Below are 20,050 nucleotides of genomic sequence, written 5' to 3' on the forward strand. Positions count from 1 at the left end.
CTGGCTTTTTATTATTTCTAATTCTTGCCAGAAAAGAGTATATTTTTTCACTAAAGCACAGATTACTTTACACTACCCACCTTAGAATTCATTCGTCCTAACCAACTGCAGCACTGTCATCCTGAGTGTAACAAAGAATCTGGAATAAAGTAGCTTCGAATTCATTCGAAGGTTCCCCGTATAATCATTTAGCTTTTGCCTTTCCTTTCCAACTTTCCACTGACCAACTGAAAGTTTTGCCTTTCCTAACCAACTAACTACTAACCAACTAACTACAATAGTCTAACAATGGTTCAACTATGGTTTAACAATTGCTCAACTATTGTTTAAACCAGGGCAACTATCCACCGTCATACTGAACGCAGTGAAGTATCAGGTTTTTGACTTTCCCCTAACCAACTAACCAACTTTCTACTAACCAACTTACCAACTTCATAGTCATCCTGATTAATGTAACGAAGGATCTAGATTAAAGGTAGCTTCGAATTCATTCGAAGGTTTCCCGTAGATCATTTTGTTAAGATACAGTAGCTCCGAATTTATTCGAAGATGAGCATAATCATTTAGCTTTTGATTTTCTTGACCAACTATCTACTGACCAACTGCAACGCTGTCATCCTGAGCAAAGCGAAGGATCTCGGGTTTAAGAAATTTGCCTTTGCCTTTCGCTCTTCCTAACCAACTAACTACTAACCAACTGACCAACTGAAAGTTATGCCTTTCCTTTCCAACTTTCCCCTTTCCGACTTACCAACTTTCTACTAACCAACTAACCAACTTTCCAACCCATTCTAATTATTTTTTGCTCCTCCCCTTAATATAGATAGATTAGGAGGGGAGCACATGGATAGACTTTTTGATTATATAACCCGAGAGGTAATGGTACTTTTAATTGCAGCAATGCCCTTAATGGAATTGAGAGGAGCCATACCTATAGGCGTTTCATTGGGGTTACATCCCTTGCATGCTACTGTACTTGGCATATTAGGGAGTTTGGCACCAGTGCCTTTTTTACTAATATTTATAAAACCTATTGTTATCCGTATAAAAAATTTACCATGGATTAATAAATTAGTAAATCGAATGATCCAAAGAACTAGGAGGAAAGGAGATAAAATAAGGAAATATAGCGTGATAGGCCTAGTTTTATTTGTTGCTGTCCCCTTGCCAAGTACTGGGGTGTGGAGTGGATGTCTAGCCGCAGTTTTATTTAATATTCCATTTAAGCATGCACTACCCTCTATTGCATTAGGAACTTCTATAGCTGGGACCATTATGTTTATACTGAGCTATGTTGCTGTGCATTTGTAGAGCGCTTAAAAAGGTATGCTAATTAATAATATTTTTTACTTGACAATAAAACAATGGAAGTGATAGTATTAATACGCAATTGAATAGAGATCTTGATTCCTTATCAAGAGAGGTGGAGGGATGGGCCCGATGAAACCCGGCAACCATAATGCTTTTAAGTATGGTGCCAATTCCCCCAGAATTAAAATTCTGGAAGATGAGGAGAGGTAATCGATAATAGGAACCTCTTCTTCAAGGAGAGGTTTTTTGTTTTGTTAAAAAGCTCCCAAAAGATTTGGAATACAAGGTATTTTAAAGGGTATAGTAATAAAATAAGAAAAATATAGGAGGGACACGAATGATAAAAAGACTATTTACATCTGAGTCGGTTACGGAAGGACATCCAGATAAAATTTGTGATCAAATATCAGACGCGGTATTAGATGCCATTTTTGAGCAAGACCCTAAGGCAAGGGTAGCTTGTGAAACAACAGTAACAACAGGCTTAGTACTACTTTCAGGAGAAATAACAACAAACTGTTATGTAGATATACCGAAAGTTGTTAGAAAAACAATAGAAGAAATAGGCTATACAAGAGCCAAGTATGGCTTTGATGCAAATACATGCGCAGTTTTAACTTCGATTGATGAGCAATCCCCAGACATTGCAATGGGCGTTGATGAGGCTTTGGAAAGTCGTGAAGGAGAAAAAGATGCAGATCTAGAAGCTACTGGAGCGGGAGATCAAGGGTTAATGTTTGGATTTGCATGTAATGAAACACCAGAGTTAATGCCATTACCAATTTCTTTATCTCATAAACTATCTAAACGTTTAGCAGATGTTAGAAAAAATGGCACATTACCTTACTTACGTCCTGATGGAAAAACCCAAGTAACCGTTGAGTACGAAGATAACAAACCTAAAAGAGTAGATACCATTGTTATATCTACCCAACATAGCCCTGAAATAGAGCAAAAAACCATTGAACAAGATATGATACAGCATGTAGTAAACGAAGTAGTACCTGTAGAATTACTTGATGATGAGACGAAATACTACATAAATCCAACAGGTCGATTTGTAATCGGTGGGCCACAAGGAGATGCAGGTTTAACTGGAAGAAAAATTATTGTTGATACCTACGGTGGCTACGCAAGACATGGTGGCGGTGCTTTTTCTGGAAAAGATCCAACAAAAGTAGACAGATCAGCAGCTTATGCAGCTAGATATGTAGCGAAAAACATTGTAGCAGCAGGACTTGCAGAGAAATGTGAAATTGGATTAGCATATGCCATTGGCGTTGCCAGACCAGTTTCTGTACTAGTTGAAACTTTTGGAACAGGAAAAGTAAGTGATGATAAAATTGCTGAATTAGTTCAAAAACATTTCGATTTAAGACCAGCAGCCATTATTAAAAACCTAGATTTAAGAAGACCAATATACAGACAAACAGCTGCCTACGGACACTTTGGAAGAACAGATATATCACTTCCATGGGAGCAAACAGACAAAGCTGAAATATTAAAACAAGAAGCTTTTCAATAAACAAAAAAAAGAAAATCATTCAACAGGATGATTTTCTTTTTTGTTTTTTGTTTATTATTTTAATTTGACTTGTACCTTCGAATTCATTCGAAGGTAACCACAATGATCTGTCATTCACTTCCCTTTCCCCTTTCCACTTTCCAACTTTCCAACTACTCTTATCGTACCCCACCGCCTTTATGTTATAATAAAAACAACATAAGCTTTAGGAGGCAATAACGTGGTTGAATTACAGGGGCAATTAGTAGAAATTATATTCTCAAACGAGGCCAATGGATATACCGTGGCAATACTTTTATCCGAAGAGGAAGAAGTAACCGTTGTCGGATATTTACCAACCCTAAAGGCTGGGGATAAAATACAAGTGCAAGGAAACTGGAAAATACACCCTGTATACGGACAACAACTGGAGATAACTCAGTTTAGAACCATCATGCCCTCAACGGAAAAAGAAATCTTAAATTATTTATCCTCTGGGGTGATCCCTGGAATCGGTGAAAAAATGGCGGAAAGAATTATTGACTACTTTGGTACAAAAACATTAGAAATAATGGAAAAAAATCCAGATAGACTTCGAGAAGTATCAGGAATAGGACAGTCCAAGGCAGAGAGTATTAAAGTTGCTTTTCAAGAACAGCATGAGCTTCGGGAAATTATATTATTTTTAAATAAATACAATATACCAACTAGCTTTGGTGTAAAAGTGTATAAAAAGTATGGAAGTCAAACGATTGATGTCATTCAAGAAAATCCCTATCGATTAGCAGAGGATATACACGGAATTGGGTTTCACACATCAGATCAGATTGCTAGAACCCTAGGGATCCCTTTTAATTCAAAATATCGAGTTTCCGCAGGGGTCCAATATACAATTAACAGCTTTCACTTAGAAGGACACACCTATATTCCAGGGGAAATGTTAATAGAAAAAACAGCAAAACTATTAAATATAGATGAAGAAGGGATCAGTGAAGGTATACAGCACTTAGCCCTAGATCAAAAAATACAATTAGAGCGCATGGCCGATGATATTAACATTTATAGTATGCCTTATTATTATGCTGAAACAAATGTGTGTAAAAAAGTGATAGAACTTTCTCAAGTACAATTTGAAAAAGTGGATATTGACGTAGAGGCAACACTCTTAAGCATTGAAGAAAAAGAAGAAATTCATTTAGCTGAAAATCAAAAAGAAGCAATTAAACAGGCCATGGACAAAGGACTACTTGTTATTACAGGAGGACCGGGAACTGGGAAGACCACAACTGTAAATACTTTAATCAAGGTTTTTGAAGCACTCGACAAAAAGGTTATACTTGGTGCGCCCACAGGAAGAGCAGCAAAAAGAATGACAGAGGCCACAGGAAAAGAATCAAAGACCATTCATCGACTTTTGGAGTTAGGATTTTCAGATGAGGATCAGGAATTTGGATTTTTAAGAAATGAAGAACAACCTTTAGAAGCAGATGTTGTTATCATTGATGAAGTATCCATGGTAGATATTATTCTAATGAACAGTTTAATAAAAGCAGTCGGGTTAGGAACGAGACTTATTCTTGTAGGGGACGTAGATCAACTTCCTTCAGTAGGAGCAGGGAATGTGCTGAAAGACATTATTAGCAGTAATATTATAAAAGTTGTAAAACTAAATGAGATTTTTAGACAGGCCCAAGAAAGTATGATCATTGTGAATGCCCATAGGATTAATAAAGGGGAACGGCCTGTTTTAAATAAAAAAGACAAAGATTTTTACTTTATGTCAAAGGGAAACCCAAGGGATATTTTAGGTACAATTATAGAACTAGTCATTAAGAGACTTCCAAAGCACTATGGGTTTGATACGATGAAGGATATCCAAGTTCTTTCCCCTATGAAGAAAGGGGAGCTTGGAACCATTAATTTAAACAAGCAGCTGCAACAACATATTAATACGCCAGCCCATTATAAAGAAGAAAGGGTTTTAAAAGAGAAAACCTTTAGGGTTGGGGATAAGGTCATGCAGATTAAAAACAATTATACTTTGAAATGGCGAAATATTGACGAGGATGTAGAGGAAGAAAAAGGAGAAGGTGTATTTAACGGAGATATAGGTTATGTGCATGAAATTGATAGCCAGGAACAGATACTCAGTGTACTATTCGAAGATGGTCGGTTAGTGGAGTACGATTTTGTCAGACTAGACGAGTTAGAATTAGCCTATTGTGTTACAATTCATAAAAGTCAGGGGTCAGAATTTCCAGTTGTGGTGATGCCAGTTACTTGGGGACCTCCCATGCTACTTACTAGAAACTTACTATACACAGCAATTACCCGGGCAAAATCCTTAGTAGTATTGGTAGGAAACGAAAAATATTTAAAAACAATGATTGATAATAATAAAATTACAGAGCGTTATTCTGGATTAGGAACAAGACTTAAAAAATTCTATGAGTTTCATACAGAAAATCCCTAAGGAAATTAAAAGCGTAAAATGCAACATAAGTGGATATCTATATAATAAAAATAAAACTAAAACTAAAAAAGTTTGTCATTCTGAACGAAGTGAAGAATCTTGGGTTTGTTATAATCTCGTAGCTTCGAATTCATTCGAAGGTTTACTATTTGGCATGTATAATAGCAATTTGTAGAGGCGAATTCATTCGCCGCAATACTACACCAATGAATTATTTACAATAAAGAAGGAAAATCCCGAAAATTGTAGAATATTTAAATATGGATACAAAAAAAGCGTGGATAAAAGAACTAAAAGCCTATGGAGAAGCCTTTCTCGATTTTATCTATCCTAATATACACTGCATGACATGCGGTGAGGATATAACCAAAGATTCAAAAAATAATATTTGTACCTTTTGTTATGAAAAAATTAAATTTGTTCAGGGGGTTCAATACCCTTATGGCATGACTTACTATGATCGTATTATCTCTGTAGCAGAATACAAAGGACCGATTAAAAAAGCTGTAAAGGATTTTAAATATTACGATAAAGTTTATTTAGGTAAACTGATGGCAAATCTTATGGCAGATCGAATTAGCCAAGAGGAAATAGACTTTGATAGCGTCGTAGCCGTTCCATTACATGGGAGCAAGGAAAAATATAGAGGATATAATCAAGCACATATACTTGCAAAACATTTAAGTAGATTATTAGATAAAGAATATATTAAAAATGCATTAATTAGATCAAAAAACACAGAAGATATGAACAAACTTACAAAAACAAAACGGATAGAAAATGTCCGGGATGTTTTTGAAGCAAATAATAAGATAGCATTGAAAAATAAACATATATTATTAGTAGATGATGTTTACACCACAGGTGCAACGGCGGACGCCTGTAGTCAAACACTATATAATGGTGGTGCAAGACGTATAACCGTTGGCACTTTTGCAAAGGCAAGAATGAAGGGGACATCATAAACTATTAAAGAACATATAAAATGAGTTACTAATCTGAAGATCAGATATATTTAAAATAAATAGGAGGGATCGATTATGGATTTAAGAAATTGTTCTAAATGTGGTAGAGTATTTTCCTATAAGGGTTCTACAGTCTGTTCCAGATGTGCTAGCACCTACGAAGATGATTATAAAAAAGTAAAGGATTATTTATACGATAATCCTGGAGCATCGATATCAGAAGTTTCTGAAGAGACAGAAGTTCCGGAAAAGCAAATATTAAAATATTTAAGAGAAGCCCGAATTGAAATTAGAGAAGACAGCAATTATTTACTTGATTGTGAACGTTGTGGCACTGGCATTAAGTCCGGCAGATACTGTGATAAATGCGCAGGAGAAATGAGAAGAGAGTTTGGGGCTGCTATTAAACCAAAAACCGAATCGAAGAAAGAGGAATCAAAAAAAACAAATACAAAAATGCACGTTGCAGATATGAGAAAAAAAAGATAAATAAATATAAAGAAACACCTCAATTGTTCCGATAGTATTAGTATAAGACTAAATTGGAAAGTTGAGGTGTTTTTTATGAAGATTTTTAATAATCCCCAATTATCGAAGGTAATGAACTTATACAATAAAAATAAAAGTGCTGCTGTAGATAAAGCCGAAGGTGTTAAATCTAAAAAAGATCAGGTGGAAATATCTGACAAGGCAAAAGAATTTCAAATTGCTATGAAAGCATTTAAAGCATTACCGGATATTCGTGAAAACAAAGTGAATGAAATCAAGCAAAGAATTGAAACAGGAAGTTACAACGTATCTGGTCAAGAGATTGCAGAAAAAATGGTTCAAAGTGTACAAATAGATAAAAAAATATAGTTTGTCAAAGCACACTTATATTTGAGGTGAAAATATGAGATCCATCGAACAATTAAAAGAAGCCTTAGAAAAAGAACTTGAATTGTATGAAAAAGTACTTGAACTAGGGGAAAGCAAAGTGAATATTGTTGTTAAAGGGAAAGTAAAAGAGCTAGAAGATATTACAAAAAAAGAAGAGCAGTACGTCGTAAATATGGGTACTTTTGAAAAGGTAAGACGTTCTATTTTTGTAAACATTGCTTCCGAATTACAGTGTCGAGAAATTGAAAGCTTATCTCAGCTAATATTGATACTGGAAGAAAGAAATTATGATGATCATGAACTGAAAACATTAGATGATCTTAGAAATAAATTGATGAGTGTGATTGATAAAATAAAAGCAGCCAATGAGTTAAATGAAAAGTTAATTAAGCAAAGCTTAAACTATATTTCAGTAAATAAAGAACTATTGTTAAGCGCAGAAAATCCAGGGAATCAGTATGGGAAAAAAGCAGAAGAAAATGAGAAAAAAACAAATACAAGCTTCTTAGACGTACGGGTTTAGAGGGTTTAGAAACTGAGGAAATTGCATAATTAAATTTAGTCGAATAAATATAAAAAATATACCTTCCCTGCTTCGAATTCGTTGACTTGTCTTTTGATTATAAATTCAATGATACAAGTCAGCAAATGAGCCGCGACCTCAGGTAACATTTTTTCTACTTATTCTATGGAAACCTTGAATAATGTAATTATGCAATTTCCTCAAATAAGTAATAGGAGTGTATATAAATGAGATCAACCTTTTTAGGATTTAATACAGCACGATCGGGATTGTTTGCGGCCCAAAGGTCCTTAGATACTACTGGACATAACATTGCAAATGTTAACACCCCGGGATATACAAGACAACGCCTTGAACAGAAATCTTCGACTCCTTTAGCACTTCCTGGAAGAGAAGGAATGCTAGGAACTGGAGTTACTACGGTTACAATCGAACAGGTTAGAAATGAATTTCTTGATTTTAAATATAGAAAAGAAGTCAATGCATCTTCAGAATGGGAAGCAAGACGAGATGGATTAATGCATATTGAAGCAATTATGAATGAGCCTTCTGATACAGGGATCAATACAGTGATCGATGAATTCTTTCAATCATTACAAGAATTAAATAAAAATCCCCAAGAGCTAACCAATCGTTCTTTAGTAAGGCAGCGAGGGGTGGCACTATCAAACTCGCTAAATCATATGCATGGACAGATGGAAAGAATGATAAAGGATACAAATGAAGATGTAATTACTACAGTCAGAGCTATTAACAGCTATGCTAATCAGATTGCACGATTAAATGAGAAAATATTTAGCTCAGAAGTCGGAGGTTCTAATGCCAATGACCTTAGAGACCAAAGGAACCTGCTAATTGACGAACTTTCCGAGCTTGTAGATGTAGAAGTGATTGACGTTGTTGACCCTAATTCAAAGGGAGAAAACAAAGCAACAAAAATGGCCATCCAAATCAATGGACAACCTTTAGTGTCCCATGACAAAGTGAATAGATTAAGTACTGAAGATGAAGTGAAACATGACCACATTGAAGACTTATACATAAACAAAGTAAAATGGGAGAATGGATCAGGATTTGATTCAAATAGTATAAACGGAAATTTGAGAGGACTGCTTGATCTAAGAGATGGCAATGGTAAGGAAGGACAGTATGGCGGACTACCCTACTACATGGAAGAACTAGATAGGTTCGCTCAAACCTTTGCAAAAAAATTCAATGAAATTCATGCCAGTGGATATGACATAAATGGAGGTACAGACACTCTATTTTTCACAGCCAATGGAACGGCTTCTTCGGCTATGATTGACGGGAATGGCAATATAGAACATGATAAAATCACTGCTAAAAACATTGCAGTTTCATTAGATCTACAAGATTTGAATAAATTTGCTGCAGCTACAAATAAGGAACTTTTACCCGGGGATGGATCAAACATATTAAAGTTAATTGATTTAAGACAGGATACAGGTATGTTTAAAGAAGGCGCACCAGAGGATTATATTAAATCCTTAGTAGCAGCCCTAGGGGTTGACACCCAAGAGGCTATAAGAAATACGCAAAACCAAGAGTTCTTAACAGAACAACTAGATAATCAACGACAGGCTGTGTCTGGCGTTTCTATGGATGAGGAATTGTCAAAAATGGTGATGTTTCAACACGCATATAACGCTTCAGCTAGAATGGTGAATACCATGGATGAAATGTTAGATGTTATTATTAACCGTTTAGGTCAAGTAGGAAGGTAGGGATTAACATATGCGAACCACCAATAATATGGTTATCACAAACATGATGCGAAATTTAAATAGAAATATGACAAGACTAGATAAAAGACAAATGCAAATGTCTACAGGTAAACGGATACATAAACCTTCTGATGATCCCGTAGCCATCGCTAGAAGCTTAAAGATCAGAACAGATATTAATCAATTACATCAGCATAGAAAAAACATTGACGATGCTGCATCTTGGCTTGAAACAACAGAATTAGCGCTACAGAATAAAGGGGAAGCCATGCACAGAGTTAGGGACTTAACCGTACAAGCAGCTAACGGAGTTTTAACCCAAGAAGAAACCCTAAAAATTAGTGCAGAGATAAAAGAGCTGAAAGATCAAATTATTGGACTATCCAATACAACCTATGCTGGCCGTTATGTATTTTCTGGTAAAAATACAAATCAACCCCTGTTAGATCAAGAAGGAAATTATAATGTTGATTTATACAATGCCAATAATCCGAATGCCATCGATCACAAAATGATCTACGAGGTGGGTATTGCAGAAAAGATTGATGTTAATGTTCTTGGAACAGATTTTCTTGAAACCAACTCACTAACCCTAAATTTTCCAAGACAAGAAGGGGAAGAAACAGAGTGGACCCTTCATGATGCAAAAGTAAATATCACAATGGAAGAGGAAAATCCAGACACATATAGTGCAACAGTAACAGTGGTGAACGAAGAAGGGAAAGAAATAGTTAAAGCAATTCCTGAAGATGGTGATCCACGGATTAAATCAGATCTATCAAAAGAGATAGCAGATACGTTAAATGAATTAATTAAAAATGACGGAGAATGGAAAGATGAAGAACAAACTCCGTTAAGATCAACTAACCCATTAAAAAATTATAATTTTAGTGGAGTAGATTTTAAGGAAACGCAATTAGATTTACCTGGTGCTGACGAGGAAAAAATTTGGCGATTTGGTGGAGAAGAATTTAAGATTGAATATGATGGTAATAACTACACCGTTTCTAAAAAAACGGTTGATGATAATGGAAATGACACAGACAAACTAATAGGATCTGGAGGTAATATTGCAGAAATTTTTAATGAATATGTATACGGCGATGAAACTGAAGATAATTCAGGAATTAAAAATCCAAATCATCCATTAAAGAACTATACATTCGATATTAATGAAGGCAATTTAGTAGCCACAAAACAAGACGGCTTATTAGTCGCACAACCAGAAAAAGCAGGACTAATAGCCCTACTAGACAGAATAGAAGATAATATGATTAACGGGAAAAATGAAGAACTAAGTGATCAGCTTAAAGAATTAGATACCTATAAAAATCAATTGTTAACCATGCGCTCAGAAGTTGGAGCAAAAGTCAATCGAATGGAGTTAGCAAACAACAGAATCTCCGATGATATTGTTAACTTTAGAACCCTACAATCCAACCTAGAAGATGCGGACATGGGTGAAGTCATCATGGAACTTATGAACGAAGAAAATGTATACAGAGCAGCACTAAATGTAGGTGCGAGAATTATACAACCAACCATCCTAGACTTTTTAAGATAGTATACCAAAAACCACAAGGCAAGTCCTCGTGGTTTTTTACAAAAGGAGGAGAAAAACACATGAAAATTACAACAAAAAACTTTGGTGAAATAGAAATAAATGAAAAAAGCGTTATTGATTTTATAGACGGCATACCCGGATTCGACCACTTAAAGAAATTTGTATTAATAGAAAATCCAGAAGAAGATATGCAATTTCATTGGCTACAATCCGTAGACGATGGAGATGTTGCCTTTGTAGTAATCAACCCATTTTTATTTAAACCAGATTACGACTTTGAAATTAGCGAAAATACCATTATCAAACTTCAACTTGAAGATCCTAAAGATGTAGCCATATACAGTATTGTAGTAGTACCAGAAGACCTTACAAAAATGACCGCTAATCTAGCAGCACCAATAGTAATTAATACAAAAAACAAAAAAGGAAAACAAGTACTCCTAGACTCAGACAAATATAGCAAACGACATTACATTATGGAGGAACTAAATATTGTTTCAGAAGAAGTAACAAAAAAAGAAGAGGAGGCGTTATAAATGCTAGTCCTCACAAGAAAAGCCGATGAAGGTATTATAATTGGAAAAGATATAGAGCTTAAAATTTTAGCCATTGAAGAAGGCAAAGTGAAATTAGGTATATCCGCCCCAAAAGAAGTAGAAATTTTTAGAAAAGAAATCTACTTAGAAATTGAAGAAGAAAATAAATCAGCTAGCAGTCAACAAGTTGACCTAACAGCGCTGAAGAATATATTAATTAAAAAATAATCATCTACTTTTTATTTAAGCAAAGAAAAGATTTATTTGAGTTGTCATCCTGAATAAAGTGAAGGATCCCGTTTCTAAAACAAACACGTAGCTTCGAATTCATTCGAAGGTCACAACTACGATTGTCATTCCACTCTGCGTAAGCGACTGACACGAAACTACTCTTCGGTCATCTGCTTATGAGCAAAACAAAGAATCCCGGATCTGATTTTAAACGTAGCTTCGAATTCATTCCAAGATTTCACATTAAAAATTAATGTAAAAAATGTTTCAATTTATAAAAAAAAGGTATAAAAAAACTAAAGTAACATCAAATCCAAACCGATATATATTATGAGAAGAAAAACTTACTTCTTTCTTAGCCGGCAAGAAAGAAAAGTTTTCTAAAATATCCTAGGCAAGGATGCCAAAGGAAAATAAAATTCAAGGAGGAATTTACAATGAGAATTAATAACAACTTAATGGCAATGAACACACACAGACAGTTAGGAATGGCTAACGCTGGTGGCGCTAGATCAATGGAGAAATTATCTTCAGGATTTAGAATCAACAGAGCAGGAGATGACGCTGCGGGACTTTCTATTTCTGAGAAAATGAGAGCGCAAGTAAGAGGACTTAATCAAGCATCAAGAAATGCTCAAGATGGAATCTCTTTAATACAAACAGCAGAAGGTGCATTGGATGAAACACACTCAATTCTTCAAAGAATGAGAGAGCTTGCTGTTCAGTCAGCGAATGATACAAACGTAACTGTTGATAGACAAGCGCTACAAGCAGAGTTCGATGAATTAGTAAATGAAATAGACCGTATTGCAGAACAAACAGAGTTTAACACACAAACATTAATGAGTGGCGCACTAGAAGATAATGGACTGAAGTTCCATATTGGAGCAAATAAAGGCCAAGATATTGAACTTAAAATTGATGATATGTCTGCTAATGGGTTAAGTGTAAGTGGGTTATCAATTAGTGGACAAACAGATGCAAACGATACAATTGAAACGGTTAATACTGCTATTGAAACTGTATCAACACAAAGATCTAATTTAGGAGCGGTTCAAAACAGATTAGAGCATACAATCAGAAACTTAGATAATGCATCTGAGAATTTACAAGCTGCTGAGTCTAGAATCAGAGACGTTGATATGGCTGCAGAGATGATGGAGATGACAAAACAAAACATTCTTCAACAAGCATCTACAGCAATGTTAGCACAAGCAAACCAAGCACCACAATCAGTACTTCAATTATTAGGTTAATTAAATTAGTTCAATATAAAAAAGGTTGGGATTCCCAACCTTTTTTATTGTATTGGAGGTTTTAAATATGAGATACGAAGAAAATATAAAGCTTTTAAAGAAATCACCAAATATTTTTAGAGAGGTTATTCAAACAAAACCGCTAAATAGCATATATGAAGTTGTAGATACAAAAGTAGGAGTACCTACAGTAAAAATAAATTTAGAAAATAAGCGTATCTACTTACATAGTAAATACGATCCATATAGAGAAGCTGAAAAATTTGCTGAGGAAAATCTAGATTCATCGGTAGAAAACTACATTGTAATTGGAATGGGGTTTGCCTACCATATTGAGAATTTAATAGAGAAAGCACCTAATGCTAATTTTTATATACTAGAAACAAATAAAAACATATTTAGATTAGCTTTAGACTATATAGATCTAAATAATATCTTAAATAATAACAGGGTAAAAGTCCACTTATCTGATAGCGCTTTAGAGATTAGTGATATATTGAGAGATTTATTGTTTACTCCAAAGTCGAAATTAATTATTCATAACCCTTCAATTAATATCATGTCAGAGGAATTAAGAGATATAAAATACTTACTAGAGGAGTTTAAAATGTTGTCTAGTTCTGTAGAAAGTCATTCTTTAATTATGCAAGAAAATTTCGACTCAAATATAAACCAACGCAGTAAAAACGTAGATGTTTTATTTAACAAATTTAAAGACAAGCCATTATATATTATATCTGCTGGGCCGTCTTTAGATAAAAATATAAAAGAACTCTCTAAGATTAAAGATAAAGGAATAATTATGGTAGTTGGTAGAGCTGTTAAATCCTTAATAAAGGAAGGAATAACGCCGGATATTATCATAATAACAGACCCGTCGCCCCATCTTTATAATAATCAGCTGAAAGACATAGATATAAATGTACCAATAATTGTTCTATCTACTTGTGATAAAAACGTGATGTTAAATTATAAAGGAGATAAATTAATCGCTTTACAGAAGGGTTACTTACCAGCAGAAGAATATGCCAAAACTAATAACAACATATTAGTTAAAACGGGTGGGTCTGTTGCTACGACAGCTTTAGATGTTGGTATTAGAATGAGATGTAACCCCATCACTTTTGTTGGTCAAGATCTAGCCTTTACTGATAGTAAAACCCACTCAGTCAACACTAATTCAAGAGATGTAATACAATCGAAGAACTTAAGAGAAGTAGAAGATGTAAACGGTAATAGGATATATACCTCTAAAAACCTTTTTATATATCTAAGATGGATACAAAATAGAATCAATCAAGAAAACGACATATTATTTATAGATGCTACAGAAGGTGGCGCGAAAATTAAAGGAACAAAAATACTAACACTTAGGAATACAATAGAAAAATATTCCAGAAAGAGCTTTGGTAAAAATTTGTAATTAATTTAAGCTATGTTTTGTACAAAAAAAGTAAAAAAATTTATGACTTATGTCGATATATATATATATAAAATATCTTTTGGAGGTTACTTAAATGAAAGTATATATATTAGATCAAACTTTAGAATGTGAGAATAGTAAAAATCAAATTGAGGAAATTTTTAAAGAAATTAACGAGAAAATTTCAAACAATAATGTACTGTTTAGTCATTTAATTATTGACGGATCAGAAGTATATGGTGAGTTTGATAACTATATCTTAGAAAATATTAATCAGATAAAAGAAATTAAAGTAGTGACTAAAACTTTAAAAGAAGTAGCCCAAGAAACGCTGTTATCGACTTTAGATTATATTGAAAGGGCTAACCCGGAAATAGAGGCTTTATCTAATGAATTCTACAAAACCCCGGAAATAAATACATGGAAAAAATTAACCGAGTTGATTGAAGGTATTAATTGGATAATGAGTACCTTTACGTATATAGATTCTAATCCGAATCTTAAAAATATTGTTATTAGCTATGAAAATTGGAACCTTTACGCAAAAGATATATATTCCCTAAAAGAACTGATAGTAGAATTTGAAGAAATAATGGAAAATGGTGATTTAGTCTCCCTAGCCGATATACTTTCTTATGAGATTGTGCCCTTATTTAATAGTATGAAAGACAAACTAGAAACGCTTGTATCACAAGGGAAGAATTAACATGATTTTAGCGGATAACATTACGTTTTTAAAGAAAAGATTTCCAAGTTTTTGGCATAAGTTAAAATCATTAGAAAATAATCTAGATATGCAAGTACATATGCATGAAGTCAGGTCGGGGGACAAAACACTATATATTCAAAAAAATGATAAAAAAACATTTATTCATAGCAAATACAATCCTCAAAGAGAAGCAGAAGCATTATTTCAAAACTATCAAAATTTAGATGAAGAGACCCATTTCGTTTTTTATGGAATTGGCCTTGGACATCATATAAAAAAAATTCTTGAAGCATATCCAAATGCAACCTATTCAATTTATGAACCTGTTCCAGAAGTCATGAATTTCTTTTTATCTCAAGTAAACCTAACTAAGTTAAGGGTGGGGAGACTGAGACATATTGAAGTTGAACAAGAGGAGAGCAATGTTGAAAATTTTATTTATCAGCAAATAGAAATAAAAAACGAGGCAGTAGCATTTATTCCTTTGCCGAGCTATGAAAGGATTTTTGGAGAAAAGTACAATTGTTTCTTGAGGTCTTTTAGGGAAGGCATAAAAGATAAAAGAAGTATGCTTCATACTAATTATGCCTTTCAAAAAAGATGGATTATTAACGGTATGATGAACTTGAAAGATGTGTTGACAACTCCCAATGTTCTTATGCAGAAGAATGGTGTTTTTAAAGAGAAACCTGCAATTATAGTTTCAGCAGGTCCATCTTTAAATGAAGAAATAGAGAATTTAAAATATATTAAAGAAAATGGGTTAGCTTATATTTTTGCTGTTGGATCTTCAAACAAAACATTGCTTAAGCATAATATATACCCCCATGCTGTAACCTCTTATGACCCCCAAGGTACAAATTATAAAGTATTCAATGAATTAGTAGAAAAGAATATTACTGATATCCCTCTAATTTTTGGAAGTAGTGTCGGATATGAGACTGTAGAAAAATTCCCTGGGCCTAAATATCACATGTTAACGAATCAAGATTCAACAACACAGTTTTACTTAAAACCAAAGTTAAATCAAAATTTAAAAGGTGTAGTGGATGCACCAACAATTGCAGTAATAACATTACAATTAATCTATGAGTTAGGTTTTAGCAAAATTGTTTTTGTTGGACAAAATTTAGGTTTATTAGGTGAAATTGATTATGCAGAGGGCATTAAAGAAAATAATCAAAGCAAACAAGCTAAAAATACCAGCAAGCATATTGTTGTAAAAGATGTTCAAGGAAAGAATATTAAAACGACTGATGGATTTAATCGTATGAGGCTTCAGCTTGAAAAGTACATTTCTTATTATATGCAACTTAATAGGAAAGTTGATTTTATAAACACGACCCAGGGTGGGGCACACATTCAGGGTACAGAATTTATTCCCTTAGAAGAAATAATTGAAAGAGACTTTAAAGAGACTATATTTGATCCAAATTGGCTATCCGTTCAACCAAGAAATTTTTACGATAAAGAATTTCTGTCCCATAAACAAAAAGAGATGCAAGATAGCTTGAGCGGACTTAAAAATGAAATAGTAAAGTTTGAAAATATAGTTGAAAATGTTATGAAATTAAAAAACAACCGTAATATTAAACAGTTAGAAAAGGAATACGGTAAGTTTGACATGCTTTATTCTAAACTTAAAGAGAACACATTTATGAAGACATATATTATACCTATGAGTAGAGTTGAATATGAAATCATAATTAAAGAAATTAAAAACATAAAAATACAGTCAAATCCAGTTAAAAAAGCAGACAAGTTTGTAAAAACAATGAGCATGTTATTAGGTATTATTAAACGAGAATTAAAAAATTTAGAAAGTCCTTTTAATAAAATGAACAATGACATCTTAAATCTGCTGAGTCTGGCAGAAGAAGTATAAAAAAAAATTATAGTATATAGCCATGTAGAGAATCTATGGTCAAGAAAGACGAGGTTAAAGACATGTTAAATAATAAATCAATATTAATTACAGGTGGAACGGGTTCTTTTGGAAAAAAGTTCACAGAAATGATTTTGCAAAAATACGATCCAAAAAAAATAATTATATATTCTAGGGATGAGTTTAAACAAGATGTAATGAAAAAAGAACTGACGCAAAAGATACCAGATAAAATATCTAAGCTTAGGTTTTTTATTGGAGATGTTAGAGATAAGGATAGACTATATCGAGCATTTAAGGATGTGGATTATGTCATTCATGCAGCAGCCATGAAACAAGTACCAGCATGCGAGTATAACCCATTTGAGGCAATAAAGACAAATATACATGGCGCACAAAATATTATAGATGCTGCCCTCGATAAAGATGTGAAAAAAGTTGTTGCTTTATCAACGGATAAGGCCGTAAATCCAATCAATCTTTATGGTGGGACCAAACTTGTATCGGATAAGTTATTTGTCTCAGCCAACGCATATTCAGGAGAAGAAGGAGCAGTTTTCTCGGTGGTACGGTATGGCAATGTTTCAGGAAGCCGAGGTTCAGTTATTCCTCTATTTAAAGAACTTATAGAGAAAGGCAATTTAGAATTACCTATTACAGATGAGAGAATGACACGTTTTTGGATGACTTTAGATGATGCAGTAAACTTAGTAATTAGAGCATTGAACGAGTCAAAAGGTGGGGAAACCTATGTATTTAAAAATCCATCATACAAAGTAACAGACATTGCTGAAGCAATGAATCCTGGAGCAAAAATAAAGATTATCGGGATTAGAGAAGGTGAAAAGTTACATGAATGTATGATAACAAGCGAGGATTCTCGAAGAACATATGAGTATGATGATCATTATATTATATACCCTGATTTTATTTGGTGGAATAAAGAGAATTATTTTAAAGAAGGTGGCAATTTAATAGAAGAAAATTGGGAGTACAACTCAGGCACAAATGATGAATGGTTAGATATAGAAAGTTTACAAAAGAAAATAAGAAAATTAGATATCTAAAACATTTAAGGAGGTGCCTAGAGTGGATAAGTTAGCAATTTTAGGCGGCACGCCCGTGAGGAACCAGAATCTAGCCTACGGCAAACAGTCAATTGATGAAGAGGACATTGAAAGAGTTGTTAGAGTTCTAAAAGGCGATTATTTAACTACAGGACCTTATGTCAAAGAATTTGAGGAAAAAGTAGCTAAATATGTAGGTGCGAAGTATGCTGTTGCTGTTGCAAATGGGACAGCTGCATTGCACATGGCATGCTTTGCAGCTGGGATAAGCAAAGGAGACGAGGTCATCGTAAGCCCAATTACTTTTGTAGCATCAGCCAATTGTGTTCTGTATTGTGGAGGGACTCCTGTATTTGCAGATATTGATCCAGTTACATACAATATTGATCCTAAAGAGATAGAAAAAAAAATTACAGAAAAAACAAAAGCAATTATTGCAGTAGATTTCACTGGGCAAGCTGTAGATCTGGATGAGATTAGAAAAATTGCAAATAAACATAAATTATTTGTAATAGAGGATGCTGCTCATGCACTAGGGAGTGAATATAAAGGTAAAAAAGTAGGTTGTTTAGCAGATATGACAGCCTTTAGTTTTCACCCAGTTAAACCAATTACCACTGCAGAAGGTGGTATGATTACAACAAATAATAAAGAACTATACGAAAAAATGATGATTTTCAGATCACATGGGGTTACTAGAGATTCTAGTTTATTAAAACAAAGTGATGGCCCTTGGTACTATGAACAACTGGAACTGGGATATAATTATAGGATTACTGATGTTCAGTGTGCCCTTGGTTCAAGTCAAATAGAGAAAATAGATGATTTTATAAGAAGAAGGCGTCAAATAGTATCGAGATATAATCAAGCATTTCAGAACTTAAAAGAAATCACAACGCCATTTGAAGCGGCTTATTCAAATTCAGGTTGTCATATATATGTTATAAGAATAAAACCGAAATTATTAAATGCAACAAGAGAAGATATTTTTCGGGCATTGAAAGCAGAGAATGTTGGAGTTAATGTACATTATATCCCTGTATATCTACATCCATACTATAGAGAGTTAGGATATTCAGTAGGCTTGTGTCCTAATGCAGAAAGATTATATGATGAAATAATTACATTACCACTTTTCCCTAAAATGACTGACCAAGACATAGTAGATGTAATTAATGCTGTGAAAAAGGTAATAGATTACTATTCGAAAGTTAGGTGTTAATATGAAAATAGGTGCTATTATACAAGCTAGAATGGGATCAAGTCGTCTACCTGGGAAAGTAATGAAAAAGCTAAAAGGAAAAACGGTTTTACAGCATGTGATAGATAGAGTAAAACAATCAAAAATGATTGATGAGATAGTTATTGCGACAACGGTACATGAAAGAGATGATGCTATAGAAAATGAAGCATTGAACTGTGGTGTTAAAGTATACAAAGGTAATGAGGAAGATGTACTTAGTCGGTATTATTATGCAGCAAAGGAAAATGAAATAGATATTATACTCAGAATTACGTCGGATTGTCCTTTGATAGACCCATTTATAATGGATAGTGTAATAACGAACTATTTAAAAGGTGATTATGATATTGTTACGAATGCAGGATCTGACCTTTCACAAAGAACATTTCCTAGAGGTCTGGATATAGAAATTTTTTCTGATGATATTCTAAAAAAGGCTTTTAATAATGCTAAACAAACTTATCAACGAGAACATGTAACACCCTATATCTATGAACATAGTGAGAAAATATTCTATCATAAAAATGATATTAATTACTCAAACTATCGTTTAACATTAGATACGGAAGAAGATTTTGAATTAATAACACAAATTTATAATAGACTATATAAAGGCAAACATGATTTTTACTTGAATGAGCTTATAGAACTAATCATCCAGGAACCAGCACTTTACTACATTAATTCACAAATTAAACAGAAAAAGTTAAAATAAAATTAATTAACTGTAAAAATA

At 33.6% G+C, this 20,050-nt stretch carries 18 protein-coding genes and 1 riboswitch; all 18 genes read left to right on the plus strand.

Translation table 11 applies throughout. The features are described from left to right. Positions 1-843 precede the first annotated feature (843 nt). The 18 genes from RH915_RS09670 to RH915_RS09755 all read left to right on the plus strand — a co-directional run bounded on the left by RH915_RS09670 (position 844) and on the right by RH915_RS09755 (position 20,029). Complete coding sequence (locus RH915_RS09670) at positions 844-1,311, plus strand: COG2426 family protein (protein ID WP_310479680.1); 468 nt, start codon at positions 844-846, stop codon at positions 1,309-1,311. Positions 1,312-1,408: 97 nt separating this feature from the next. Beyond that, positions 1,409-1,514: riboswitch (SAM riboswitch) on the plus strand. A gap of 134 nt (positions 1,515-1,648) precedes the next feature. Then, positions 1,649-2,836, plus strand: coding sequence for a methionine adenosyltransferase (gene metK / locus RH915_RS09675; RefSeq protein ID WP_310479682.1), 1,188 nt, complete (start codon positions 1,649-1,651; stop codon positions 2,834-2,836). 220 nt (positions 2,837-3,056) lie between these two features. Further along, a complete protein-coding gene (recD2, locus tag RH915_RS09680) occupies positions 3,057-5,288 on the plus strand; it encodes an SF1B family DNA helicase RecD2 (protein ID WP_310479683.1) in 2,232 nt (743 codons plus the stop codon). A 260-nt stretch (positions 5,289-5,548) separates the two neighbouring features. Beyond that, positions 5,549-6,253 carry a ComF family protein gene (locus RH915_RS09685; protein WP_310479684.1) on the plus strand — a complete coding sequence of 235 codons (705 nt, stop codon included), beginning with the start codon at positions 5,549-5,551 and terminating at the stop codon, positions 6,251-6,253. 75 nt (positions 6,254-6,328) lie between these two features. Then, complete coding sequence (locus tag RH915_RS09690; protein WP_310479687.1) at positions 6,329-6,742, plus strand: TIGR03826 family flagellar region protein; 414 nt, start codon at positions 6,329-6,331, stop codon at positions 6,740-6,742. A gap of 75 nt (positions 6,743-6,817) precedes the next feature. Beyond that, positions 6,818-7,111: a flagellar biosynthesis anti-sigma factor FlgM gene (gene flgM / locus RH915_RS09695; protein ID WP_310479689.1), complete on the plus strand. Its 294-nt coding sequence runs from the start codon at positions 6,818-6,820 to the stop codon at positions 7,109-7,111. Positions 7,112-7,145: 34 nt separating this feature from the next. Then, entirely contained in the window at positions 7,146-7,655 is a 510-nt protein-coding gene (locus RH915_RS09700; protein ID WP_310479691.1) for a flagellar protein FlgN, read from the plus strand. 227 nt (positions 7,656-7,882) lie between these two features. Continuing rightward, positions 7,883-9,400, plus strand: a complete 1,518-nt coding sequence (gene flgK, locus RH915_RS09705; protein WP_310479694.1) for a flagellar hook-associated protein FlgK — start codon at positions 7,883-7,885, stop codon at positions 9,398-9,400. A gap of 10 nt (positions 9,401-9,410) precedes the next feature. Beyond that, a complete protein-coding gene (gene flgL / locus RH915_RS09710; RefSeq protein WP_310479695.1) occupies positions 9,411-10,964 on the plus strand; it encodes a flagellar hook-associated protein FlgL in 1,554 nt (517 codons plus the stop codon). Between the two features lie 59 nt (positions 10,965-11,023). Next, on the plus strand, positions 11,024-11,500 hold the full coding sequence (gene fliW, locus RH915_RS09715; RefSeq protein ID WP_310479697.1) for a flagellar assembly protein FliW: 477 nt from the start codon (positions 11,024-11,026) through the stop codon (positions 11,498-11,500). Beyond that, a complete protein-coding gene (gene csrA / locus RH915_RS09720; RefSeq protein WP_310479698.1) occupies positions 11,501-11,728 on the plus strand; it encodes a carbon storage regulator CsrA in 228 nt (75 codons plus the stop codon). 440 nt (positions 11,729-12,168) lie between these two features. After that, a complete protein-coding gene (locus RH915_RS09725; RefSeq protein WP_310479700.1) occupies positions 12,169-12,987 on the plus strand; it encodes a flagellin N-terminal helical domain-containing protein in 819 nt (272 codons plus the stop codon). Between the two features lie 67 nt (positions 12,988-13,054). Continuing rightward, positions 13,055-14,410, plus strand: coding sequence for a motility associated factor glycosyltransferase family protein (locus RH915_RS09730; protein WP_310479701.1), 1,356 nt, complete (start codon positions 13,055-13,057; stop codon positions 14,408-14,410). A 94-nt stretch (positions 14,411-14,504) separates the two neighbouring features. Beyond that, complete coding sequence (locus RH915_RS09735; RefSeq protein WP_310479702.1) at positions 14,505-15,116, plus strand: hypothetical protein; 612 nt, start codon at positions 14,505-14,507, stop codon at positions 15,114-15,116. Between the two features lies 1 nt (position 15,117). Then, entirely contained in the window at positions 15,118-17,004 is a 1,887-nt protein-coding gene (locus RH915_RS09740; protein WP_310479703.1) for a motility associated factor glycosyltransferase family protein, read from the plus strand. Positions 17,005-17,066: 62 nt separating this feature from the next. After that, a complete protein-coding gene (gene pseB / locus RH915_RS09745; protein WP_310479704.1) occupies positions 17,067-18,071 on the plus strand; it encodes a UDP-N-acetylglucosamine 4,6-dehydratase (inverting) in 1,005 nt (334 codons plus the stop codon). Between the two features lie 22 nt (positions 18,072-18,093). After that, entirely contained in the window at positions 18,094-19,293 is a 1,200-nt protein-coding gene (pseC, locus tag RH915_RS09750) for a UDP-4-amino-4,6-dideoxy-N-acetyl-beta-L-altrosamine transaminase (protein ID WP_310479706.1), read from the plus strand. A 1-nt stretch (position 19,294) separates the two neighbouring features. Next, on the plus strand, positions 19,295-20,029 hold the full coding sequence (locus RH915_RS09755) for a glycosyltransferase family protein (protein WP_310479708.1): 735 nt from the start codon (positions 19,295-19,297) through the stop codon (positions 20,027-20,029). Positions 20,030-20,050 lie beyond the last annotated feature (21 nt).

The organism is Serpentinicella sp. ANB-PHB4, from assembly GCF_031432315.1.
Lineage (GTDB): Bacteria > Bacillota > Clostridia > Peptostreptococcales > Natronincolaceae > Serpentinicella.